At 53.8% G+C, this 22,472-nt stretch carries 28 protein-coding genes and 3 tRNA genes; 10 read left to right on the top strand and 21 right to left on the bottom strand.

From position 1 onward, the window contains the following. Positions 1-31 precede the first annotated feature (31 nt). Positions 32-187, top strand: a complete 156-nt coding sequence (locus MJA45_RS11280; RefSeq protein ID WP_315607347.1) for an aspartyl-phosphate phosphatase Spo0E family protein — start codon at positions 32-34, stop codon at positions 185-187. An 86-nt stretch (positions 188-273) separates the two neighbouring features. Here MJA45_RS11280 and MJA45_RS11275 read toward each other — a convergent pair whose 3' ends face one another. Further along, positions 274-759 (bottom strand): CcdC family protein, encoded by a 486-nt coding sequence (locus MJA45_RS11275; protein WP_315607346.1) that lies wholly within the window; start codon positions 757-759, stop codon positions 274-276. 102 nt (positions 760-861) lie between these two features. After that, the gene (locus tag MJA45_RS11270) at positions 862-1,065 is read right to left on the bottom strand and encodes a hypothetical protein (protein WP_315607345.1); all 204 of its coding nucleotides are present in this window, start codon (positions 1,063-1,065) and stop codon (positions 862-864) included. Positions 1,066-1,190: 125 nt separating this feature from the next. Between MJA45_RS11270 and MJA45_RS11265 the strand changes: the two genes are divergently transcribed. Both MJA45_RS11265 and MJA45_RS11260 read left to right on the top strand, forming a co-directional pair. After that, complete coding sequence (locus MJA45_RS11265; RefSeq protein WP_315607344.1) at positions 1,191-1,985, top strand: MBL fold metallo-hydrolase; 795 nt, start codon at positions 1,191-1,193, stop codon at positions 1,983-1,985. Positions 1,986-2,033: 48 nt separating this feature from the next. Further along, entirely contained in the window at positions 2,034-2,294 is a 261-nt protein-coding gene (locus MJA45_RS11260) for a DUF3892 domain-containing protein (protein ID WP_407083126.1), read from the top strand. Positions 2,295-2,398: 104 nt separating this feature from the next. On the opposite strand, the gene MJA45_RS11255 is transcribed toward MJA45_RS11260, so the two are convergent. Then, positions 2,399-2,845 carry a GNAT family N-acetyltransferase gene (locus MJA45_RS11255; protein WP_315607343.1) on the bottom strand — a complete coding sequence of 149 codons (447 nt, stop codon included), beginning with the start codon at positions 2,843-2,845 and terminating at the stop codon, positions 2,399-2,401. A gap of 170 nt (positions 2,846-3,015) precedes the next feature. On the opposite strand from MJA45_RS11255, the gene MJA45_RS11250 reads away from it, so the two are divergent. After that, positions 3,016-3,435, top strand: coding sequence for a CBS domain-containing protein (locus MJA45_RS11250; protein WP_315607342.1), 420 nt, complete (start codon positions 3,016-3,018; stop codon positions 3,433-3,435). A 75-nt stretch (positions 3,436-3,510) separates the two neighbouring features. On the opposite strand, the gene MJA45_RS11245 is transcribed toward MJA45_RS11250, so the two are convergent. From MJA45_RS11245 to MJA45_RS11230, 4 genes are read right to left on the bottom strand one after another with little or no spacing between them, the layout of a single operon-like run. Then, entirely contained in the window at positions 3,511-4,722 is a 1,212-nt protein-coding gene (locus tag MJA45_RS11245; protein ID WP_315607341.1) for an ArnT family glycosyltransferase, read from the bottom strand. Positions 4,723-4,744: 22 nt separating this feature from the next. Continuing rightward, positions 4,745-5,092: an EamA family transporter gene (locus MJA45_RS11240; protein ID WP_315607340.1), complete on the bottom strand. Its 348-nt coding sequence runs from the start codon at positions 5,090-5,092 to the stop codon at positions 4,745-4,747. After that, positions 5,064-5,435, bottom strand: a complete 372-nt coding sequence (locus MJA45_RS11235) for a DUF2304 domain-containing protein (RefSeq protein WP_315607339.1) — start codon at positions 5,433-5,435, stop codon at positions 5,064-5,066. The genes MJA45_RS11240 and MJA45_RS11235 overlap by 29 nt, the downstream gene beginning before the upstream one ends. A 4-nt stretch (positions 5,436-5,439) precedes the next feature. Continuing rightward, positions 5,440-6,138, bottom strand: coding sequence for a glycosyltransferase family 2 protein (locus MJA45_RS11230; protein WP_315607338.1), 699 nt, complete (start codon positions 6,136-6,138; stop codon positions 5,440-5,442). A gap of 334 nt (positions 6,139-6,472) precedes the next feature. Here MJA45_RS11230 and MJA45_RS11225 point away from each other — a divergent pair, with 334 nt between their 5' ends. Together MJA45_RS11225 and MJA45_RS11220 are read left to right on the top strand one after the other, a co-directional pair. Further along, positions 6,473-6,703, top strand: coding sequence for a hypothetical protein (locus MJA45_RS11225; RefSeq protein ID WP_315607337.1), 231 nt, complete (start codon positions 6,473-6,475; stop codon positions 6,701-6,703). 109 nt (positions 6,704-6,812) lie between these two features. Beyond that, positions 6,813-6,888: transfer RNA gene (locus MJA45_RS11220), tRNA-Val, on the top strand. 804 nt (positions 6,889-7,692) lie between these two features. On the opposite strand, the gene MJA45_RS11215 is transcribed toward MJA45_RS11220, so the two are convergent. Then, a complete protein-coding gene (locus MJA45_RS11215) occupies positions 7,693-8,340 on the bottom strand; it encodes a TetR/AcrR family transcriptional regulator (RefSeq protein WP_315607336.1) in 648 nt (215 codons plus the stop codon). 19 nt (positions 8,341-8,359) lie between these two features. Next, positions 8,360-9,619 (bottom strand): glycosyltransferase, encoded by a 1,260-nt coding sequence (locus MJA45_RS11210; protein ID WP_315607335.1) that lies wholly within the window; start codon positions 9,617-9,619, stop codon positions 8,360-8,362. A 200-nt stretch (positions 9,620-9,819) separates the two neighbouring features. Here MJA45_RS11210 and MJA45_RS11205 point away from each other — a divergent pair, with 200 nt between their 5' ends. Then, positions 9,820-10,026: a hypothetical protein gene (locus MJA45_RS11205; protein ID WP_315607334.1), complete on the top strand. Its 207-nt coding sequence runs from the start codon at positions 9,820-9,822 to the stop codon at positions 10,024-10,026. A 177-nt stretch (positions 10,027-10,203) separates the two neighbouring features. Next, positions 10,204-10,473 carry a phage holin family protein gene (locus MJA45_RS11200; RefSeq protein ID WP_315607333.1) on the top strand — a complete coding sequence of 90 codons (270 nt, stop codon included), beginning with the start codon at positions 10,204-10,206 and terminating at the stop codon, positions 10,471-10,473. A 31-nt stretch (positions 10,474-10,504) separates the two neighbouring features. Here MJA45_RS11200 and MJA45_RS11195 read toward each other — a convergent pair whose 3' ends face one another. After that, entirely contained in the window at positions 10,505-11,341 is an 837-nt protein-coding gene (locus MJA45_RS11195; RefSeq protein ID WP_315607332.1) for an alpha/beta hydrolase family protein, read from the bottom strand. Between the two features lie 128 nt (positions 11,342-11,469). Here MJA45_RS11195 and MJA45_RS11190 point away from each other — a divergent pair, with 128 nt between their 5' ends. Next, positions 11,470-12,141, top strand: coding sequence for an S-layer homology domain-containing protein (locus tag MJA45_RS11190; protein WP_315607331.1), 672 nt, complete (start codon positions 11,470-11,472; stop codon positions 12,139-12,141). A 138-nt stretch (positions 12,142-12,279) separates the two neighbouring features. Here MJA45_RS11190 and MJA45_RS11185 read toward each other — a convergent pair. The 4 genes from MJA45_RS11185 to MJA45_RS11170 form a co-directional block, all read right to left on the bottom strand. Continuing rightward, a tRNA-Ile gene (locus MJA45_RS11185) sits at positions 12,280-12,356 on the bottom strand. A gap of 22 nt (positions 12,357-12,378) precedes the next feature. After that, positions 12,379-12,455: transfer RNA gene (locus MJA45_RS11180), tRNA-Met, on the bottom strand. A gap of 78 nt (positions 12,456-12,533) precedes the next feature. Then, on the bottom strand, positions 12,534-12,698 hold the full coding sequence (locus MJA45_RS11175; protein WP_315607330.1) for a hypothetical protein: 165 nt from the start codon (positions 12,696-12,698) through the stop codon (positions 12,534-12,536). 127 nt (positions 12,699-12,825) lie between these two features. Next, complete coding sequence (locus MJA45_RS11170) at positions 12,826-13,443, bottom strand: phosphatidylglycerophosphatase A family protein (protein ID WP_315607329.1); 618 nt, start codon at positions 13,441-13,443, stop codon at positions 12,826-12,828. A gap of 367 nt (positions 13,444-13,810) precedes the next feature. Between MJA45_RS11170 and MJA45_RS11165 the strand changes: the two genes are divergently transcribed. Next, positions 13,811-13,978 (top strand): hypothetical protein, encoded by a 168-nt coding sequence (locus tag MJA45_RS11165; protein ID WP_315607328.1) that lies wholly within the window; start codon positions 13,811-13,813, stop codon positions 13,976-13,978. Positions 13,979-14,097: 119 nt separating this feature from the next. Here the strand turns inward: MJA45_RS11165 and MJA45_RS11160 are convergent, their stop codons facing one another. The 7 genes from MJA45_RS11160 to MJA45_RS11130 form a co-directional block, all read right to left on the bottom strand. After that, on the bottom strand, positions 14,098-14,271 hold the full coding sequence (locus MJA45_RS11160; RefSeq protein WP_315607327.1) for a hypothetical protein: 174 nt from the start codon (positions 14,269-14,271) through the stop codon (positions 14,098-14,100). A 102-nt stretch (positions 14,272-14,373) separates the two neighbouring features. Then, positions 14,374-15,006, bottom strand: coding sequence for an orotate phosphoribosyltransferase (gene pyrE, locus MJA45_RS11155; RefSeq protein ID WP_315607326.1), 633 nt, complete (start codon positions 15,004-15,006; stop codon positions 14,374-14,376). Then, positions 14,999-15,739 (bottom strand): orotidine-5'-phosphate decarboxylase, encoded by a 741-nt coding sequence (pyrF, locus tag MJA45_RS11150; RefSeq protein WP_315607997.1) that lies wholly within the window; start codon positions 15,737-15,739, stop codon positions 14,999-15,001. The genes pyrE and pyrF overlap by 8 nt, the downstream gene beginning before the upstream one ends. 2 nt (positions 15,740-15,741) lie before the next feature. Then, the gene (gene carB, locus MJA45_RS11145) at positions 15,742-18,963 is read right to left on the bottom strand and encodes a carbamoyl-phosphate synthase large subunit (protein ID WP_315607325.1); all 3,222 of its coding nucleotides are present in this window, start codon (positions 18,961-18,963) and stop codon (positions 15,742-15,744) included. After that, a complete protein-coding gene (locus MJA45_RS11140; protein WP_315607324.1) occupies positions 18,950-20,119 on the bottom strand; it encodes a carbamoyl phosphate synthase small subunit in 1,170 nt (389 codons plus the stop codon). The genes carB and MJA45_RS11140 overlap by 14 nt, the downstream gene beginning before the upstream one ends. An 85-nt stretch (positions 20,120-20,204) precedes the next feature. Next, positions 20,205-21,491, bottom strand: a complete 1,287-nt coding sequence (locus tag MJA45_RS11135; RefSeq protein WP_315607323.1) for a dihydroorotase — start codon at positions 21,489-21,491, stop codon at positions 20,205-20,207. Positions 21,492-21,570: 79 nt separating this feature from the next. After that, positions 21,571-22,464, bottom strand: a complete 894-nt coding sequence (locus tag MJA45_RS11130) for an aspartate carbamoyltransferase catalytic subunit (RefSeq protein WP_407083152.1) — start codon at positions 22,462-22,464, stop codon at positions 21,571-21,573. Between the last annotated feature and the right edge of the window lie 8 nt (positions 22,465-22,472).

Raw genomic sequence — 22,472 nt, 5'->3', positions numbered from 1 at the left:
GGCCGACTTACCGCGAGGGAGGAATTCAGGCATGAGGAAGAACCGCCGGCTGGATGCCGAAATCGAGTCCGTCAAGAAACACCTGGCCCTGATCGCGCACAAATACCAGTACAACTTCCGGCATCCCCAGGTGGTTGCCGTCAGCGAGAGGCTCGACCGCCTGATCCTCCGCCAAATGAAGCCCTAATGGAACGTGAAATCAAACTTACCTAATCATAAGAAAAGTCCCTCCCGCTAAACGGTGAGGGACTTTCTGCTGTTCTTGGCACTTGATCAACGAAGGGCGGCTTCCAAGCGGCGGAACTGAGCAGCCATGGCGAGCCTCCACGGAAGCAGCATGCCGTAGGCAAGCAGGAAGAACAGAGCACCCGTCTGCGGCAGGGTTACGTAACGCTCCACATAACTGTGCAGAAGAAGGCGGATCGCCAGCAGCACAAGCAGGATGACCACGAACGCCTTGGAACGCTCCAGGTAGATCTCCCGGCCGGATGGAACGAAACGCGACGTGCGGATCAGCGGGTAAGAGAAGAAGAGCGCTCCCGCCGCCCACGCCCCAACCGCCCACAGCCAAGGGATCCGCGTCATAGGGAACAGAAACATTAGAAAGCCCGAGCTCATGGCCAGAGGGGGGATGATTATTTTACGAAGGGTAACCGGCTTGGCGGCGCCCTTGATGCGATAAAGAATGACCATAACGGCAAACAGCGCCGATCCGACGGTGGATGTGGCCTGAAGGCCGGCTTGAGTCGGATGGATCATATGGCACGCCTCCCTTGTTTTCACTCCCTCTATTATATCATGAAGCGGAGAGGATTAGGAGGACATGCGGGAACAGCTTTCTATTGGAAGCGGCCGGCCGGGTTACTTGTAGCCCTTTCCTTTGGTAAGCATGCAGGGAACTCCTCTGCCCAAGGCTCCGGGCTGGGCCATGGCCTCCATATACCGGATGCCCCTGGCGCATTTATGCTTGCAGGCATGACACACATCGGACGTTACGATTTTCATGTTGAACTGGTTCCGGTCCACCGTCGATAGTTCTTTTTTCTTGCCCGTTTTCTTTGCCATGCCCAATCCCTCGCCCTTCATTTGTGATGGTACGATAGCCTATGCCGGGCAGGTGCCCATGGTGCAGGCACGACGGGCTTTTTTGGGTTAGGAGGAAGGGATTTTTTGAAATCAGACCCTCCGGCATGTTAAATTATAGAAAAACGGCCAAGCGCCGCACGGAGGATCCGTCCATGACCATCCGCATTGAAATGCTCGGCACGGGAAGTGCTTTTGCCAAGAAATATTACAACAACAACGCCCTCATGACCGGCGGGGATTATACGCTGCTCGTGGATTGCGGCATTACCGCCCCTTCCGCCCTCCACCACATGGGAGTCGGCCTCGAGAAGATCGACGGCATTTTCATCTCCCACACCCATGCCGATCATGTCGGAGGGCTCGAAGAGATTGCTTTCCGAATGAAGTTCGAACACGAACGTAAACCCGACCTGCTCGTGCCGGCGGGAATTCGCCGCTCTTTGTGGGAACATACGCTTAGAGGAGGGCTGGAGAGCCCGGAAGACGGGGCCGACAGCCTGGACGCTTACTTCCGCGTCATCGAAATTCCGGAAGAAACGGTTCATGAGGTGGCACCCGGCTTTACAATCGAGCTCTTCCAGACGAAGCACGTGCCCGGCAAGCTGAGTTACTGCCTCATCGTCAACGGAGGGCTGCTTTATACGGCCGACACCCGGTTTGACCGCGGGTTAATCCGGTATGCCTACCACGAACGGGGCTGCCGCCATATTCTGCACGACTGCCAGCTGATCACGCCGGGGACGGTTCATGCCACACTCGAAGAGCTTCTTACCCTTCCCGAAGACATTCAGAAATCCGTGCTTCTCATGCATTACGGAGACAACATGGAGAGCTTCATGGGGAAGACGGGGCGGATGACGTTCATGAAGCAGCATAAGGCTTACGAATTCGATGTATGATTCTTCCGGTCCGGTCGGACACTATGGGGAGAAAGGAGGCGATCCACCATGGAACCGAACAACGGACAATCCGCCATGAGGCCGGACCGGACTCAGGTTAAAGCTGTGCGCAAGAACGGGGACGGGGATATCGTCGAGCTTCTCCTCGAAAGCGGCCAAGTCGTGAATTACAAGGAAGCCCAGGCGATGGCCAAGAACGGCCAGATCGAGCACGTGAATGTGTTCAAGGGGCGCGACGGCGACGAGCATTTAAGAAGCGATGCGGACGGGGATCCGACGAACAACCTGGATAACCTTCCGACGTTCTGATGAAATCTGCCGATCGGGCAGCCCGGAGCATCCGCCATTCGTAAAACACAAAAAAACCAAGGGCATGGAAACCCTTGGTTTTTTTGGTCTGCCAGAGGACGTATCTACTCCACCAGGCTTTTGCGCATCCGGACATGAGGAATGCCGGCGTCGTCGAAGGGCTCGTCCGAGATCGTCTCGTAGCCCAGCTTCGCGTAGAACGCCTCTGCTTGGCACTGTGCGTCGAGCAGGGAGTAAGCGGCTCCCTCCTCCCTCGCCCAGGCCTCTAAAGCTGCAATAACGCGGCGGCCTGCTCCGATCCCTCTATACTCAGAGAGCACGGCGATCCGCTGAAGCTTCGCCGTATCGGGGGTATAGAAGCGCCATCGTCCCGTACCGACGGGGGTGCCGTCCTCTCCCTGCAGCAGAAGATGATGGCAGGCATCGAGTGAAGCATCGAACTCGTCGATTTCCAGATCGGCCGGCACCTTCTGCTCTTCTACAAATACTTTAAGCCGCACGGAGAAGCACTGCTTCAGCTCCTCGCCGGTCATTACCCGCTTGGTTTCCATTCTCTCACCTGTTCCCTGAAAAAGTAGGTTCTGCCCGGCGATGACACGCTTCCGGACTTCCCTCCTACTTTACCTCTTTTGAGGCTTCCACGTAAACCCGCTATCCTCGGCTTCTTAATTTTGTTACACTTATAGATGGAGAAAGAAATCGGTAAAGGAGCCCTTTTGTAATGAACATTGCCTTTTTCCTGCTTCCCAAGCAGGAAGTGATTTGTCTTACCATGCAGACTACTTTGCGCCAGACATTGGAAAAAATGGAATTCCACCGCTATACCGCCGTTCCTATTCTGAACGACGACGGAACTTACGCCGGAACCGTTACGGAAGGCGACCTGCTGTGGTACTTCAAAGGCCTTAAGGATCTGAATTTTGAAACCGCCCACCGCCATTCCCTTTCGGAAATTCCCTTGCGGATCCAGAACCGGACCGTCCGCATCGATTCCAATATGGAAGATTTGATTGCCCTTGCCAAAGCCCAGAACTTCGTTCCGGTCGTAGACGACATGGATAAATTCATCGGTATCGTCCGCCGCAGCGATATTATTGAATATTGCACCGCCCAGCTGTTTAAAGAAGAAGCGACCTCCTGACGGAATCCGCTCGATCTAAAGAAGAGAACCAGCACAGCTGGAGCCATACTGCCAAAAAACCCGGTCAAGGACCCCTTAGGTCCTGACCGGGTTTTTTATGAATTGTTTTCGGAGAAGGAGCTCCATCCCCGTTACCAACAATTGAGCGGTTCCCAGCATAAGGAACGGAAGCATTCCGTAGATGTAGCGGTCCACCGGGATAAACATGGCGTGAATGCCATAGAAGATAAACAGGCTGACCGTCAAGTAAAGAGCGGACCGGCTTCTCATAAGGGAAAGCAGAGGCAGAGCCGGCCACCCGATATAGACCAAGGCGAAGTGAAGCTTCTGAATCAGAGTGGCATACCACTGCGGAACATACGACGGATAGGCGCCCTGCCAAATATGAAGGTTGAACACCTTAAACTTCCCGATCGTGTACCACCGGATCCATAAGGATGGATCTTCCCGCAAGCCTTCCTTCAGGCGGCGGATCCCTTCTTTCATCTGATCCTCTTCCTTGATGCTTCCCCAGTCGATGGTTCCCCGAAAATAGGGATCCGTCCCTCCGAGGAAAGGGTTCCCCGATTCGCCCTTGGCAATCGGAATGAAGGTGTGGAAGGTCAGCGCATTGCGGATCCACCACGGCATCATGATGATGGCGAAGGCCGCCACGGAACGCACAATCATGGGCAGAAACAGCTTCCGGTGGGTAAACCACAGGAAGAAATACGGCACGACGGCGAGCGGAAGCACATTAGGGCGGATCAGCACGGTAAGCCCGAGCAGGATCCCCATCCCCACATGATCCCAAGGTTTGTTGTCTTGGATGACCCTCACCTGGAAGTACAGAAAGGCCGTGAAGCAGGTAAGGAACAGGACCTCGGTCAAAATAAGCGAAACGGAAACGGCATACGACGGATGCACCGCGGCAAAAAGCGCAGCGAGCAGGCCGGTCGCCGGATGAAACAGGCGCTCCCCGATCTTGTAAATAAAGAAGATGGCCCCGAGCGCCACGAAGCATTGAATGATCCTTACGGTCATCAAAGCCGGCTCGAGCGGCTCATAGCCGAAGAGGCCGAGTATGGCGGTCAGGAAGGCGGGGAAGCCTGGGGTGACCAGCGTGTTCGGCGCCGTATCCCGATAGGCGTAGACCCCTTTTTCGAGCCACTGGATGGCCAGCTTCGTATAGTTGAGCTGATCATAATTAACCGGTTCAAACGGATAGGTTAGAACATAATGAAGCCGCAAGGCAAGGGCCAACAGCAGAATGGCCCCGATTCCATAGGAATAGTAACGCCTTTTCAACGGGAGTCCCCCTTCGGTTGGATTAGGATCTGGCAATTAGAAACGCTCCACCCACAATGAGCAGCAACCCGATCCATTGTCCGCCGGACATCGTTTCCCTGAAAAACAAAATACCCGATATTGCCCCCATGACATAGGCCATGGACTGCAGCGGGTACACTCGGCTTAAATCATATTTGCTCAGCGCGTAGAACCAGATAAGCGTAGCCGCGGCAAACAGGAAACATCCGACCAGCATGGAGGGCTGCAGAAAAATGGGAATCAAATCATGCACCGATTTCAACGGATGCCGGCTTAAGGCTACCTTCCACAGGAGCTGTCCGGTAACCAGCAGAATCACGTTAGCCAGTACGATCAGAAGAATAGCCACGGGCTCCGTCCTCCTCTGGGCGTTTGGCTTGCAGCAAGGCCACTTCCTGGGTCAGGCGGGTCACTTTGCGGTGCAGCTTGGAAATAACCATCGTTAAGTGCATGATAAAAACCAGGGAAAACAATAGGCCGATCAAGAAAAGCAACGACGGGGCGTAAAAAATATGTACGGCTTCGGATAACCGGATCAGCAGGTTCGGAAACAGGCTGAAGAGCAGCATAACGAAGCCAAGCACGAGCCAGAGCAGCGCATAGCGCTCGGCGATCTTCTGCCGGCGGATCAACTCGATGGTAAAGCCGACAAAGGCCAGGCAGAACACGGTAGAAAGAAGATAAATGTTCATGTTGTCATCCCACATTCCTTATTCGGGTCATCAGTACGGCAAGGGACACCTTGACCATATAATACAACGATTTGAACGGCGTAATCGATGACTTGCCGGCCGTCCGGCTGTGCATCTGAACCGAAGCCTCTTTGACCCGGAAGCCCATCCGTTCCAACAGCACGACTGCTTCCACCTCGGGGTAATCGTCCGGATAGTAATTGGCGAACACTTCGATAATTTTACGGTTCACCGCCCGGAAACCGGAAGTCGGATCTGTAATCCGCTTGCCTACGGTCAAGTGAATCAGCCAAGTAAAGAACTGAATGCCGAGGCGCCTGGACAGGCTGGACCGGTAAGACGTCTTCTGGACGAAGCGTGAGCCGACGCAGCAGTCCGCTTCCCCGTTCGCAATGCTGGCAATAATTTTATTCAGCTCCGCCGGATCATGCTGGCCGTCCGCATCAATCTGAATGGCGATGTCATATCCGTTCCGGTACGCAAACAAATACCCGGTCTGCACCGCCCCTCCGATGCCGAGGTTAACCGGAAGGTCTACGACATGGGCTTTCCCCGAAGCTCTCGCCGCCGCGCTCGTCCCGTCCTTAGAACCGTCATTAACGACAACAATGTCTATTTCGGGATGCCGGCTTTTGACCGATTCAATGACGCTTCCGATACTTTTCTCTTCATTATAAGCCGGAATAATTACCAGAATGTTCATCGTTCTCCCCCTTCCTACAATAGTCATGTCTACCTAAATATACCCAATGGATTTCGGGCTTAAACAAATCCGTTCCGACCTGTATAGACGTCAAGTATAGCCCAAAGGTTTCGCTTGGAACTATTAATTTTTTGTGAACTCTGGAATAGCTGGCAAAAAAAGGCCTTCTGGTATAGGCCATGCCGTCACGGGGCATACTAAAAAGTGGAATGTTTTTAAAGGAGGACTTCATAAACTAGAGTAACCCGCCGATAAATAGTTTAGGAAAGCCGATTCCATACGCAGGAGTTCCGGCCCCTCCCGTCGAAATGATTGCGTTATTCTTATCCATGAGGTGACCATTGTGCAAATCAACAACCAACCGCAAGTTCTTCTCCATGACGTCGACTTTGACAACGCCATTCTGTTCCAGCGCCGCATCTCGGTCTGGCAGCAGGGCAAGTGCGTGGAATATTGCGGCACCGTAGAGAAGTTTACCGAAACCTCGGTCATTATCCGAAAGTCTAGCCCCGGGAAATGCGATGCTTATTTCTTAAGAGAGTTCTCTGAATTCCGCGTGGAATAACAGGTTTGGACCTCTCGGCGGCCCAAGGACAATGTCCTTGGCTCTACATAAAAAAAATGTTTGACATCCGCACATAACCTTGGTAATATACTAATTGTCCCTGACACGTGACTTGATAGCTCAGCTGGGAGAGCACCATCTTGACAGGGTGGGGGTCGTCGGTTCGAGCCCGGCTCAGGTCACCATACATACCAGCAGAAGCTCTTGAGATTCAAGGGCTTTTTTGTTTTTCACTAAATATCACCACTATAAGCTAATGACCATTATGTGCCGATCTCCGCCACAAATACCTGCTGGATCGTGTCCCGAAACAGGTCACGAAGCTTGGCATGGATATCTTCAGCTGTCCGGCAATCTTTCGCTAATTCTTTGAAGACTTGCATCGACGTCGCTCAACGCTTAATGATTTTGACAAAGAGTGGGATTGCTATAAAGATAATCATATATTTTGTGTATGGTTGTATTGTCTCTTGGAAGCCTTTTATCGCTTTGAATGATTCTTCTAGAGGTGTACCTAAAAAGAGGTTTAGGATTATAAATCCCCCTCCACCGAGAAGGGAAATGCCAATGGGAATGGCGAGGGCAGAGAAGCCGATGAACACTATCTTTTTTAAAACGGTTTACCTCCTCCTTTCTTTTATAAGGCTGGTTCTTCAGACGGTACTCTCTTTCTATATATCTGCATCACTCCTAAACCGATAATAAGGGTCAGGATGCCGACGCTGAAAATGAGCAGGTATATCTGACTCGAGAATATCTATCCACCAAGACACCGAAAAGCATTTGACCAATTGGTACAGCGGTTGTTCCAGCAGTGATTTAGATAGCCATGACTTTTCCGATTAGGTTGTTAGGTGTTTCTTCTTGGATTTTGGTGTTGATAAAGATGTTAACTACTGTTAATGCAAACATGACGAGCATAGAACTTATCGTTACAATCAGATATTCGATAAAAGGACTGGAAATCAATCCGGTTGTTCCGGCTGCCATTATTCTCCCACTAAAAGCTTTTGGAGTGCAGATGATAATACGCTTATTTGCTTGCTGATTTTCTCTGTTAGTTCGTCCGATGTTTTAGAAATGGGGTTTTGGTGATGAATCAGGCCTGTCATATACACTTCGATCAGCGTTAGCACTTCTTCCTTATGCATAGTTGTCTTAAAAGTGCCGGTCTCTATCTGTTCTACTAAAAATGTAGCAAATGATTTCTGTAGATATTGAAGATTGGACACTTCGTTCAGTTGATCCTTCACTGTCTCAAATCGCGCAGGATCTTTTGAGTACAAGGAAACAAGTTCATAATAAATCGACCCATCTTCCTTTAGGGAAGCAACTATGTGCTGGCCGATGATGAAAAGAAATTGGTCCAGCTTTTCAACAGGCTCTGACTGACTTTGAAAAATGGCGTCAACTCCCTCCTTTATCGAAAGAGTTAAGGTTTCCTGGTTTAAGATCGCGACAAATACTTCATCTATATTAGCGAAATATTTATAAACGCCCCCCTGGCTCATCCCTGACTCCATCACGATATCTCTCATCGCCACTTCATAGACGGGCTTTTTTCTGCAAACACGCTTTGCTGCTTCTACTATTTCTGCTTTTTTCCGTTCGGCATGATCCGGTTTAACTTTTGGCATGAATCGTTCCCTCATTCTGTTAAGATTGGTTATTCTTTATCGTATCCATAATAAGTTCCGCTGCCTTTTGGGCACCCTTTTCTGCTTTTACCTTCATTCCTAAATGATTTGCCTTTTCTTGAACAGAAGCTGTCTGGGTAAAGCGGATGGCAGCTCCCAGTTTTTCCGCAGTCAATTCCTTCCTTGGAATAGCTTTAGCGCCTACTCCCAATTCATTCATCCTTCTGCCCCAAGCAAACTGATCGTTTCCAAACGGAATTATCACTTGTGGAACACCGAAACGTAAGGCCGCAGCTGTCGTCCCGGCCCCGCCGTGGTGAACGACGGCTGACATATAAGGAAAGAGCCATTCGTGAGGAACACTCTTTACAAAGAAGACATCCTTAGTATTTGGTCTTTCTTCCATCCCTCCACCCGCATTGATGATGGCGCGTTTTCCTGTTGCCATCAATGCTTCAAGTACCATGTCTGTAGATTCTTTGGCCCTCTTCTTATCCCCCACACTGCCAAACCCGACATAGATTGGTGCGTCTCCGGTGTTTAAAAATTGTTGCAACTCTTCGGAAGGCTGGTAATCGCTTTGATCCTCTATGAACCAATAGCCAAAAGAATGCACATGCTCCGGCCAATCCTTAGGAACAGGAAAAACGCTTGGACTTAATGATACGATGGTAGGGTTATTCTTGGTCCGCTGCTTTTGGTAAGGGTTAGTGAATCCTTTTGGCAGCTGTCCGAATTTTTCTGTCCAGTAACGCTTAAACCCTGTATTGGCCATCTTCCAAAATCCCTGCTCAAAGATAAGGTGTGTCAGTTTATTGGAAAGCTTCCCAAGCCTCACCTTGTCATAAAAAATAATCGCAGGATACTCATTGGTCGGAACCAAAGGGAAAGGGGAGGCAAGTATGCTTGGGATTCCCATTTCATTGGCAACAAAATAGCCAAGAGGCGAGCCCGGATGATACACAATAGCATTCGCTCCCTCGCACGCTTTATGTTGATCCTCCTGTGCACCTACCATTAAATCCATCAAGTCATCGTTCTTTAAGCTTGAAAAAAACTTAAAGGGATTATCCGCCTCTTTCACCACACCACTCTCAATAATTTTGGCAACATCTCCACGGATCTCGGCATAATCAAATCCATAACTCTCCACCAATCCTCGATAAGACTCCGAAGCGGCAATTCGAACATCCACTCCAAGCTTTTTTAATTCTAATCCAAGTGCAATATATGGCTGTGTATCACCGCGAGTCCCACTCGCTAACATCGTAACTAACATGTAAATTAACCTCCTGTAATAAAGTAGGAATTAAAAACGACAAACCTGTCGTTTTTATCTTATAACAGCTCTGTGCTAAGGTCAATAAAAAAACGACAATATTGTCGTTTTAAAACATTATGTAGATGTTTATGTCTCATTCCTTACGCTGCTTCCCCGAAACCCACCCCCGCCCGGTTCCGTATTAAGGAGGAGAAAGGATGATGGCGATGTCGTTAATTATAGGCTTCATTGCTTTGTTATTCTCGGCGGTTTTTTTTGTGATCCATGTGGCCCTGTGTGTATGGGCCTACCGGGACAGCCGAAGAAGGGGCAGGACTCAGGAGTTCGGCTTGCTGGCCGCGGTCGGGTTATTTTTCTTCCCGGTTCTGGGGTTGGTGGTTTATCTGATCATTCGTAACGATTAACCGAATTACCAATAGGCCTTTTCCGATGTCGGCGAGACGGGAAAAGGCCTTTTCGGTGTTCACGTGGGTGACGGGCCAGGATCCCCCCTCCCGCCTTTTTTAGGGGAGATTTAGCACTCTCTACTCTCCCGGCATATTCTAGTAATACCAAGAGAACTTTAGGAGGAGGGGAGCTTCATGATGGCCGATCTGTTCGCCTTGATTGATCCCAGGCTGGTTCTGGTCGTAACCGCTTGCTGGGTGTTCGGCTATTCTCTGAAGAGGACGCCGAAAATCCCGGATTGGAGCATCATCTGGCTCGTGACGGCATTGGCCCTGGTGCTAACCGTTCTGATTCTCGGCTTGTCCGCTGAATCGGTGGTTCAAGGCATTCTAACCGGAGCCGCCGCTGTGTATGGAAACCAGCTTTACAAGCAGACGATGGAGCGGGACAAAAAGGATCCCTAAGAAGAGTACGGCACCTATTCGCCATGTCGCTTTATTGCTGAGCCAGCCGTTCCTCGATCCAGCTTAACGTGTATCCCAGCGCCTGCTCCAGCTCCTCCGTTGTACCTTGAAAAGGATGAACGGTATTAAAAGTATGCCCTCCTCCCTTCACGGGATAGAGCGGAATATCGGGACGAACGGCGCGGAGTTCATCGCTGCCTCGGCGAAGCCTCTCAAAATCCTCGGTGCCTTGAACAAGAGCGATTGGAACGGACGAATGCCCGGCCCTGTTAAGAATATCGAAGCGCTCGCGGTTCCGCTCCATATCCTCCAGAATCTCGGCATCCAGCGGCATGGCCTGCTTGGTCCTGCCGTTAATGGTGTACGCCCGGCCTTCTTCCCTCATCTTCTTCTTCTCTTCTTCGGAAAAGAGATCGACCTTCACAATCCCGTTCCACGAAACGACTCCTGCCAGCTTACCCGGGTTATCGAAGGCGTAGATCAAGGCTGTCCCCGCTCCCCGGCTGTGGCCCAGGAGAAACAGCGGCTTCCGGGAGTTGTCCTCCAGGCCGAGGAATTTCTTCTGCTTAATCGCCGTTACCAGAAAAGCCACGTCCTCCTGCTCCCGGGAATATGTATTTCGAGCAAACTTGTCCAGCTCCGTGAACTCCAGCAGGTCCTCCCCCACTCCATTATGGGAAAAATTAAAAGCAACCACATCCACGTTCTCCGCCAGCCGCTCGGCCGCGTACGGAAAGAAGCCCCAATTTTTAAAACCTTTATACCCGTGACAGATAAGGAGAGTTCCGTGTGCTTCTTTCCTCGCCGGATACCCGTCCCCCCGGATGACCCGGTCTTCCCCCAGACGAAATTCAAATGCCGTAGCCATAGACAACCGCCTCCCTTGGTTAATCCTATAAGTATAAAGCCGTGGGACAAGCGATAGCAAACCCGTCTGGCAAAGGCTGCAACCTTTTTCCAGCAAGCCCCGTCTTAGAGGGTGGAGGTGATAACACTATGAAACTTAACCGCAAAACATTAGCCGCCGGCGCTCTTCTGCTGACTCTGGCGTGGGGGCAAGCTGCTTATGCCTTCTCCGACACCGCCGGAGATCCGCAGCAGGCCAAGATTGAAGCCCTGCAGAAGGCCGGACTGGTCAGCGGCATGGACGACCAGTCCTTCGTCCCGAAAGGCGAGGTGACCTTCGCCCAAGGTGTCCAATTCATCGTAAACGGAGCGGGGTTGAACATCGACAACATGCGGTTCATCAAGGAACCGAAAGCGAGCGATTACTTCACCTCGGTACCCGACGATGCCTGGTATGCCAAGGCCTTTATCGTGGCGCATCATAACGGGTTGACCTTCCCCAAGGACGTTAATCCGAATGCCACGATGAGCCGGGAGCAGTTCGCCTTGTACTTGGCCCAGGCGATTGATGCCAAAGGGGACTTCCCTGTCATCATGACCTTCATCATGTTGAAGGACGAAGACAAGGTGGACAAAGCAACCATGAACTCCATTCAGTTTCTGTTGAAGCTCGGGGTTGCCCAGTTGGACGGGAATAAGAACTTCCGTCCGAAGGACGTCATTACCCGCTCGGAAGCGGCCGGCATGATCTATGAAACCGACCGTTTCCTTCAGGAAAAAGGCGTGAAGAACCAGCCGGGCCCCGTTAGCGGAAATAACTAAAGCCGGCGAGTGCTAAGGTCGGACCGATCCGCCCTAAATGCCAAAAACCGCATTCCTTCGCCCTTCGGCGCGGGAATGCGGTTATTTATCTTCAGTAGGGAAAATAAAAAAAGCCTTGATTCTCCAAGGTTTTTTCATTGGTGGGCCCTGAGGGACTCGAACCCCCGACCAATCGGTTATGAGCCGACCGCTCTAACCAACTGAGCTAAGGGCCCCTGACATCTTCCATAGTAGAATTGGTTGCGGGGGCAGGATTTGAACCTGCGGCCTTCGGGTTATGAGCCCGACGAGCTACCGAGCTGCTCCACCCCGCGTTAATAGTTAGGCCGCCTGCCTTCCGACAGCGACAGAACTAAATATACACCAAACCAAAAGAAGATGTCAAGAGGAAGTTAAAGGACATAACGCACGCCAAAACGGCCTTTCTTGGACCGGTAAACCTCTACGTTATGGGGGCATTCGTATCCGTAAATCCACCAGTCTTCTTCCATTCGCTTAGCCAGGCAGCCGGCTTGAAATTTGCTTTCGTACAGCTTGGCCCAGTACACCCACCTCATCCTCCACCCTCCTGCCTGTCCGAGTTTCCCTTAGCTTTGCCCCAAACCCGGCCCCGCTATCCCCGAACAATTCAAAAAGCTTCCCGCAGGAAGCTTAGGAACGTGCATAATAAAGCGGACTAACCATTCAGCTGGCGTTCTCCTCGGCGGAAAGCGGTACCACAGATGATTCCGTTTCTTCGAAAACCCGGCTGATCGTCGGCTTCTCCGTATCCCCCGCAATGAGCTCGAAGGGTGGCCCGATTTCCTCTTCCCAATCGCGATGCTTATGGGCGATCCGGCTTGAAGCCGAAGCCGCGATGCTCGCTACCAGATCGTCCAGAAACGTATGAACGCCGTTTCCGATTTTGGTATCGAGCCGTTTGATGATTCCAATTTTATGTTTATCGAGATGGCCGAAGGTCGTTACACCGATACTCCCGTACCCGAGAACCGAGCCGAGCGCAAGCGTTTCATCGCAGCCGAACAAGCCCTCATCGGAAGCGACGATCGTTTGGAGCGGCTCGGAGAGCAGCCTTTGCTCCGCCAGCATATCGAGCTCAATTCCCACCAGAATGGCATGCTGCAGCTCTCTTTTCTCGAGAACCGCCCGGACACTCTCCAGGCAGACTTCCATCTGCAGGCTCGGGTTATAGGGGGCTTGCATTTCATAAACTATCTCCGCGATGTCCTCCAGCCTAACTCCCCGCTGGGACAATTTCTGAAGAACCGCATTTCTTACTTCCGTGCTGTGAACCCTGCGCATCCGAATCTCCCCTTTTCCACCGGTCCGCCCTCCAACCGTACGGCAAACCGAATGCATAGCATTTGATTGTTCTTCCCATTACCCCGCTGGAAGACAAATCAAACATTCCATTACGATATCGTTCTACAGGGTATGCTTGACCGTATTGGTTGGTTCCCCTGTGACGTGACCTGATGGGCAGCCGGCCAGCTCCTTGTAGGAGTGGTAAGGTTATGTATATTCCTCTGGACCCGAAGCATGCGCAGAAATTAGGATGATTGCCACCAAACCGTCACCCCTGAAACTCCTAGCAAAACACTCGGAAAAGTGATAAACTGTTAGTAAACCCAATCGGTAACGGATAAATCAAGAAAGTGAGTGTTTCCCCATGAGAAAATGGATTATCGCCTTAAGCGCAGCGGCCATCGTCGGAATCGCAGCCGTCGTCACCCAGCTGCAGACTCCCGCCAAAGCCGAACCCCTCACTCCGGATCCGCTTATCAAATTCAACGGGAGCACCGTAGAATACGCCCCCAATATGCCGGACTGTCATTAATCGGGACTGTCTCCTGTCAATGTTCCCTGTTCTCTTCCTAAACACTCAAGCCCCTTCCGGCCTGTTAAGGCTCGGAAGGGGCTTTTGGGTTCCACCCTAGCGCCAACCCCGCACCCGGGTCAGCTCCAAACGTCATCCCCTGAGGAGCCGTCGTCTATCTGGCCCTTTTCGTTAACGTCGGACGGCATTTGGCTTCCTTTGCTCAAATGAAAGCCGTGGCGCTCATGAGCGGATAGATCTTCCGTCCGTTTCGGGTCGTCCTCTCCCCCGGTCTGCTGCTTTGTATTGGGCATGCTTCTGGCCTCCTTGTTCTTCTTCTCCCTTATCTTTCCCTATCCACAGAAAAAACGGCATCTCCCGTTTAGAGGAAATGCCGTTTTACCGGTAAGCAATGCTTATTTTCCAAATTGCTGTGGATTCTCCCGCCACGATTGCAGATAAGCCACGTCCTTCTCTTGAATCGCGCCTTGCTTAACGGCGGTTTCAAGCAGCGAGGTGTAGTTCGACAGTGTTCTAAGCGGGATCTCTTTCTCGGCAAAGGCCTGCTCCGCTTGCGCGAACTGGTAGGTGAAGATGGCCAGGGTAGCCAGCACTTCTCCGCCGGCTTCCTTCACGCCAAGCGCCGCCTTCAAGGAGCTGCCTCCCGTCGAGATCAGGTCCTCGATGAGCACGACCTTCTGGCCCGGCTTCAGCACGCCTTCGATCAGGTTCTCCTTGCCGTGGCCCTTGGCTTTGTCCCGCACATAGATCATCGGCAGATGAAGCTTCTCCGCTACAAAGGCCGCGTGAGGAATACCTGCGGTGGCCGTCCCCGCGATTACTTGAACCTGGGGATAGAACTCGCGGATCACGGAAGCGAACCCTTCGGCAATGAGGCTGCGGATCTCCGGATAGGAGATAGTCAGCCGGTTGTCACAATAAATCGGGGACTTGATCCCTGACGTCCACGTAAACGGCTGATCCGGACGCAGGCTGATGGCCCCGATCTGCAGAAGAGACCGGGCAATGGTTTCCGATAAATTAAGCATGGCGCACATCTTCACTCTTCGCCTCCACCAATATGGTTTCCAATGTAAGCCGCGGGTCAGGAGAAGCGGTGATGGGCCGGCCGATGACGACATAATCGGTTCCCTGCCGGAAGGCTTCCCCGGGTGTCATAACCCGCGTTTGATCCTTAAGCTCCGCTCCCGCCGGGCGAATCCCTGGAGTCACCGTTACGAAGGAAGGACCGGCGGCCTCCTTGATCCGTTTGACCTCGAGGGGAGAAGCCACCACCCCGTCCAGCCCCGATTCCTTCGCCAACAGCGAGTAGCGGACGACGGTCTCTTCCAAGGAGCCCGGAATGCCAATCTCTTCATTCATCATGGCTTGTCCAGTGCTCGTCAGCTGGGTCACTCCGATAAGCAAAGGCCTCTTCGCCCCCGGCATGGAGGAGAGGGCCTTGTCGACCCCTTCCCTGGCTCCCTGCATCATCGCCCGGCCCCCTGCCGCGTGAACGTTGAACATGTCCACACCGAGCCGGGTAATGCTTTCCGCGCCGAACATGACCGTATTCGGGATATCATGCATTTTCAGATCGAGAAAAACGTTATACCCGCTATCCTTCAAGTAATGGATGAAAGAAGGGCCGGCCGCATAGAACAGCTGCATGCCCACTTTCATGTAACAAGGGATTCCCTTAAGGGCCTGCAGAAGCCCTTTGGCGCTTTCTGCGTCGGGGTAATCCAACGCTACGATAATCCGTTCCGCCTGTCCCGTCATGCTCATTTCACGGTTCCTGCGAATGCCGGCATGGAGTGGGAAGAGAAATTAATGGTCTGAAGCACATGCAGGAGAGCGCGAACGGTATCGAGCGAAGTCATGCAGACAATCCCGTTCTCGACCGCTTCCCGGCGAATCCGGAAGCCATCCCGCTCCGGCGCTTTGCCTTTGGTCAGGGTGTTGACTACGAAATGCGCTTCTCCGTTGCGGATCAGGTCCAGAATGTTCGGAGAGCCTTCGCTCAGCTTGTTGACCTGGTTTACCCGCAGGCCGGCTTGCTCCAGCGCCTGCGCCGTTCCGCCCGTCGCCACAATTTTGTAGCCCAGCTCATCGAAGCCGCGGAGAATCTCGATCGCTTCTTCCTTGTCCTTGTCGGCCACCGTGGCAATGATCGAGCCGGTCGGCGGAATTTTCATGCCGGAGCCAATCAGGCCCTTGTACAGAGCTTTGGCATAGTTGCGGTCGCGGCCCATGACTTCCCCGGTGGATTTCATCTCCGGACCGAGGGTCGTATCCACCCGGCGCAGCTTCGCGAAGGAGAAGACCGGAACCTTAACCGAGACATACTCATCCTCCGGCCACAGCCCGGATTCGTATCCGAGATCCGCCAGCTTGCGTCCGAGAATGACCTGGGTAGCCAGGTTCGCCATCGGAATCTTGGTGACTTTGCTCAGGAAGGGAACCGTCCGGGAAGAACGAGGGTTCACCTCGATCACATACACCTGCTCCTGGAAGATAACGAACTGGATGTTGACGAGTCCGACAACCTGCAGGCCTCTTGCAATTTTGGTCGTGATTTCGACGATCTGCTCTTTAATCGCGTCGCTGATCGACTGCGGCGGATACACGGCGATGGAGTCACCTGAGTGAACCCCCGCACGCTCGACATGCTCCATGATGCCCGGAATGAGCACCGTCTCCTTGTCGCAGATGGCGTCTACTTCCACTTCCTTGCCGAGCATGTAGCGGTCGATCAGCACCGGATGCTCCGGATTGATCGTGACGGCGTACTTCATGTAGCTTACCAGCTCTTCATCGGAGTAAACGATCTCCATGGCACGTCCTCCCAGAACATACGAAGGACGGACAAGAACCGGGTAGCCGAATTGGGAGGCCGTGCCCACCGCATCGTCCACGGAGGTCACAGTGCCTCCAGGCGGCTGGGCAATCTCCAACTCGCGAAGAAGGGCTTCGAACTTCTTGCGGTCTTCAGCGGCGTCGATATTCTCAAGCTCGGTGCCCAGAATGCGGACTCCCGCTTTCGCCAGCGGCGCGGCCAGGTTAATCGCCGTTTGACCGCCGAACTGTACAATTACGCCGATCGGCTGCTCGCGCTCGATGACGTTCATGACGTCCTCGAAGAAAAGCGGCTCGAAGTAGAGACGGTCCGACGTGCTGAAGTCGGTGGAGACGGTCTCCGGGTTGTTATTGATAATGACGGCTTCGTAGCCGGCTTCCTGGATGGCCCATACGGCATGAACCGTCGAGTAGTCAAACTCGATGCCCTGTCCGATCCGGATCGGACCCGATCCCAGCACGATAACCTTGCCCTTGGAGGAAGGCTGAACCTCGTCCTCCGTCTCATAGGTGGAGTAGTAGTAAGGGGTCGTGGCTTCGAATTCCGCGGCACACGTATCCACCATTTTATAGACCGGCTTGAGGTTCATGGATTTGCGGTATTCGCGAACTTCCTCTTCCTGCGTGTAGCTCTTCAGCCCGCGAGCCGCGCGGATTTCGGCCACGGCCCGGTCGGTAAACCCTTTGCGCTTCGCCTGGTAGAGGAGCTCCTCCGAGAGGGTATCCTGTGCGAGTTCGTTCTCGAAGGCAACCAGCCCTTGAAGCTTGTTCAGGAACCACCAGTCGATCTTCGTGAGCTCCTGGAGCTGTTCCAGGGTGTAGCCGCGGCGGTAAGCTTCCGCCAGAAGGAAGATCCGCTCGTCGTCCGGCTTCATCAGACGCTGTTCGAGCACGTCGTTCTCGAGCGCTACCGCATCCTTCAGGTACAGACGGTGTACGCCGATTTCCAGGGAGCGGACGGCCTTGTGGATGGACTCCTCGAAGGTCCGTCCGATCGCCATGACCTCACCGGTCGCCTTCATCTGGGTTCCCAGCTTGCGGTTGGCCGCCGTGAACTTGTCGAAAGGCCAGCGAGGGATTTTAGACACGATGTAATCGAGCGTCGGCTCGAAGCAAGCGTACGTTTGTCCCGTAACCGGGTTCTTCAGCTCGTCCAGCGTGTAGCCGATGGCGATTTTGGCGGCCATCTTGGCAATCGGGTAGCCGGTCGCCTTGGAAGCCAGCGCCGAAGAGCGGCTGACACGAGGGTTTACCTCGATGACATAGTATTGGAAGCTGTGCGGGTCGAGGGCAAATTGCACGTTACAGCCGCCTTCGATGTTCAGCGCACGGATGATCTTCAGGGAAGCCGAGCGAAGCATCTGGTATTCACGGTCGGAGAGCGTCTGGCTCGGAGCCACGACGATGCTGTCTCCGGTATGAACACCGACCGGATCGAAGTTCTCCATGTTGCAGACCACGATACAGTTGTCGTTCGCGTCACGCATGACTTCGTATTCGACTTCCTTCATGCCGGCGATGCTCTTCTCGATCAGGCATTGGCCGATCGGACTGTACCGGATCCCGGAGCTTACCGTCTCCAGCAGCTCTTCCTCGTTCGCACAAATCCCGCCTCCGGTTCCGCCAAGCGTGTAAGCGGGACGGACGATGATCGGGTACCCGATCTCATTCGCAAAATCAAGAGCTTCCTGTACCGTTGTGACTATCGTACTGTCCGGTACCGGCTGCTCCAGTTCGCGCATCAAGTCGCGGAACAGGTCGCGGTCCTCGGCTTTCTCGATGGCCGTCAGCTGCGTTCCGAGGAGCTTCACATTCTCTCTCTCCAGAACGCCGTGGCGGGCCAGCTCAACGGCCATGTTCAAGCCCGTTTGGCCTCCAAGCGTCGGAAGAAGCCCATCCGGACGCTCCTGGCGGATGATTTGGGTAACAAAGTCCAGCGTAATAGGCTCAATGTATACTTTGTCGGCCATATTGGTATCGGTCATGATGGTGGCCGGGTTGCTGTTGATCAGCACGACCTCCATGCCTTCTTCTTTAAGCGCCTGGCAGGCTTGGGTACCGGCATAGTCAAATTCCGCTGCCTGGCCGATGACAATGGGGCCCGAGCCGATGACGAGTATTTTCTTGAGACTGTTATTTTTTGGCATATTCCGGTTCTCCCTTTCCTTGTACGATTCCCGATGCTTTGGCCGCTGCGTACAGCTTGGCCTGCTGGGGCGGTACCGGGTTGCTGCGTTTGAACTCGCGGATCGACTCGATGAAGTCGTCGAACAGGTAGCTGGAGTCGAACGGTCCCGGTGCCGCTTCCGGATGATATTGAACGGAGAAGGCCGCGTGCTTCGTATGCTTCAATCCTTCGATCGTTCCGTCATTGTTGTTGATATGGGTAACCTGAAGGCCTGTGCCTTCGATGGAGTCCTCTTTTACTGTGTAGCCATGGTTCTGGGATGTGATATAGCAGCGGTTCGTGCTCAGGTCCTTAACGGGATGGTTGCCGCCGCGGTGGCCGAATTTCATTTTCTCGGTGTCGGCTCCGCACGCCAAGGCAAGCAGCTGGTGACCGAGGCAGATGCCGAAGATCGGGAATTCACCTAGCAGCTCAGCAATCATCTTGGCTGCGTGAGGGACATCCTTCGGATCCCCAGGGCCGTTCGACAGCATAATGCCGTCCGGTGCGATGCGGCGGATCTGCTCGGCGGTCGTGTTCTGAGGCACGACGACCACGTCGCACCCTCGTTTGCTGAGATCGCGCACGATCCCGCTCTTAGAACCGAAGTCGACGACTACGACACGCTCCTTGCTGCCCGGCACGTGGAAGACGCTCTTCGTGGATACCCGGCACACCTGATCGCGCATGAGGCTCATGCCGCCCAGCTGTTCCTGGAGATCCGCAACCGAACGGTTCGACGTGGTTAGAAGTCCTCTCATCGTTCCGTGATGGCGCAGAATCCGGGTCAGCATCCGGGTGTCGATTTCGCTGATCCCGATAATGCCGTACTCCTTCAGCAGGCTGTCCACCGTATATTGGGCGCGCCAGTTGCTCGGCACCTCTTCATGCTGGCGGACGACGAATCCGTGAACGAACGGCCGGATGGCCTCGAAGTCGTCCCGGGTGATCCCGTAGTTGCCGATCAGCGGATAAGTCATGGTTACGATCTGCCCGCAGTAAGAAGGGTCGGATAGAACCTCCTGGTATCCCGTAATTCCTGTATTAAAAACAACCTCACCGGTTGATTCGCCTTCCGCTCCAAACGCTTTTCCCGTAAAAAGCGTACCGTCTTCAAGCAGCAATCTTGCCTGCATGCCTACACTCCCTTTCTCTAGTCCCGTTCGTTATGTGCTTCTTGATGGGTTGCTGCATTCCTACACCTAAGGTGCGGATTTCTTCCTATTCCCATTCCGTCCACACGGTCCGTCCCTCGACGATCGTGTGAACCGGCCACCCCTTCAGCTTCCAGCCGGTAAACGGCGTGTTGCGTCCCTTGCTCAGGAACTCGTCCGGATTGACTTCCTTCTCCGTGTCCAGGTCAATGATGGTAAGATCCGCCACCGCGCCAACTTCCAGTTTTCCTTGTGAGAGGCCGAATACCTCGGCCGGCTTGACCGTCATTTTATCGAGCAGAAACTCCAGTGTCCACTTGCCGGTTAGAACAAATTTCGTATACATAAGCGGGAAAGCGGTCTCGAAGCCGACAATCCCGAACGGGGCGAGCTGCATGCCCTTCGCCTTCTCTTCCTCACTGTGAGGAGCGTGGTCGGTCACGAGGATATCGATTGTGCCGTCCTCGATCCCTTCTATGACCGCGTCCACATCTTGCGGAGTCCGGAGAGGCGGGTTCATCTTCCAGTTGGCATCCATTCCCGGGATGTCTTCGTCCGACAGTATCAGGTGATGGGGGCAAACCTCCGCCGTCACGTTGATGCCGACCTGCTTGGCATGGCGGATCAAGCGGACGGACTGCTCGGTGCTGACGTGGCATACATGATAGTGCACCCCGGTAGCCTCCGCGAGAAGAATGTCCCGGCCCACATGAATGGCCTCGGATTCGTTCGGAATGCCTTTAAGGCCGTGCTTCCGGGCAAAAGCCCCCTCGGTGACGGCGGAGCCCTCCACCAGCGTATTGTCCTCGCAGTGGGCGATCACCGGCATGCCGAGCGATGCGGCGCGGGCCATGCCGTCCTTCATCATCTGAGCGCTCTGCACACCGACGCCGTCATCCGTATAGCCGACGACTCCGGCTTCCTTCAGGGCTTCGAAATCCGTCAGCTCGCGTCCCAGCTGATTCTTCGTGATGCAGCCGTAAGGCAGGACGCGCACGGAGCCTTCCGTCTCGGCCTTGTCCAGAACATAGCGGACCGTGTCCACGGTATCGATGACCGGCCGGGTATTCGGCATGCAGGCGATCGTGGTGAATCCTCCACGGGCCGCTGACCGGGTTCCGGTCGCGATCGTCTCCTTATGCTCAAAGCCAGGCTCGCGCAGATGGACGTGCATGTCGATCAAGCCGGCCGAGACGAGCCGGCCCTTGGCATCGATCACCTCATGATTGTTAAGGTCAGGTTCTCCCGCCTTGGCGTCATGAAGGCTTACGATTCGGCCGTTCTCTATATAGAGGTTTCGGAGATCGGTCCGGCTTCCCGAGCCGAGCCATCCGTTAATTATCCAAGTTCCCATGATGCCCTCCTGTTTCATCCTTAATATTCCCAGCCTGCCTGGTATCCTCCGCGGCCGGCTTGTTCAGCCTGACCGCCTATTAGGACAGAGCCCGTTCAATAACGGCCATCCGGATCGGAACCCCATGGCTGATCTGGGTAAAAATTTTGGAGCGTTCGCACTCGACCATCTCATCGTCGATTTCCACATTACGATTGATGGGAGCCGGGTGCATGATGATCGCGTGCGGCTGCATCGTAGCGGCCCTTTCAGCGGTCAGCCCGTAATGCAGGCGGTATTCTTCGGCGGAGCCGAACATTGATTCTTCATGGCGCTCCAGCTGAACCCTCAGCATCATCACCACGTCGGCCTCCGTTACCGCTTCTTCCATGGACACATACTGGACATGATCGGCAAGCTCCGCCGCTCTCATCGGCTCGGGTGCACAGAAGCGGATCTCCGCTCCCATTTCCTTCAAAGCCCACAGGTTGGAGCGGGCTACGCGGCTGTGCTTGATATCACCGACGATGGAAACCTTCAGGCCCTTCAGGTATCCGAAATGCTTGCGCATCGTGTACAGATCGAGCAGCGCCTGGGTCGGATGCTCGTTGTTGCCGTCCCCCGCGTTAATCAGCGGGATCTGAATATGGCTCGCCAGGTGCTCGAGCACCCCGCTCGGCTTCAGCCGGATGATTCCGGCGTCGATCCCCATGGATTCCAGCGTACGGACGGTGTCGTAAATCGACTCTCCCTTTTGGACGCTCGACACCGCGGCACTGAAGTTAAGCACTTGAGCGCCGAGTCTCTTCTCGGCTACCTCGAACGAGAAGCGCGTTCTCGTGCTGTTTTCGAAGAACATATTGGCTACGAATTTACCCTGGAGCTCCTGGTGCACCTTGCTCGGATGCTTCTCCCAGTAAGCGGCGCGGTCCAGGATGGATGTGATTTCTTCCCGGCTCATTCCTTTGAGGCCGAGCAAGCTTTTGGATGTCATAACGGAAA

It is taken from the genome of Paenibacillus aurantius, assembly GCF_032268605.1.
GTDB lineage: Bacteria > Bacillota > Bacilli > Paenibacillales > NBRC-103111 > Paenibacillus_AO > Paenibacillus_AO aurantius.
This window is presented reverse-complemented; position numbering and strand designations above follow the sequence as displayed.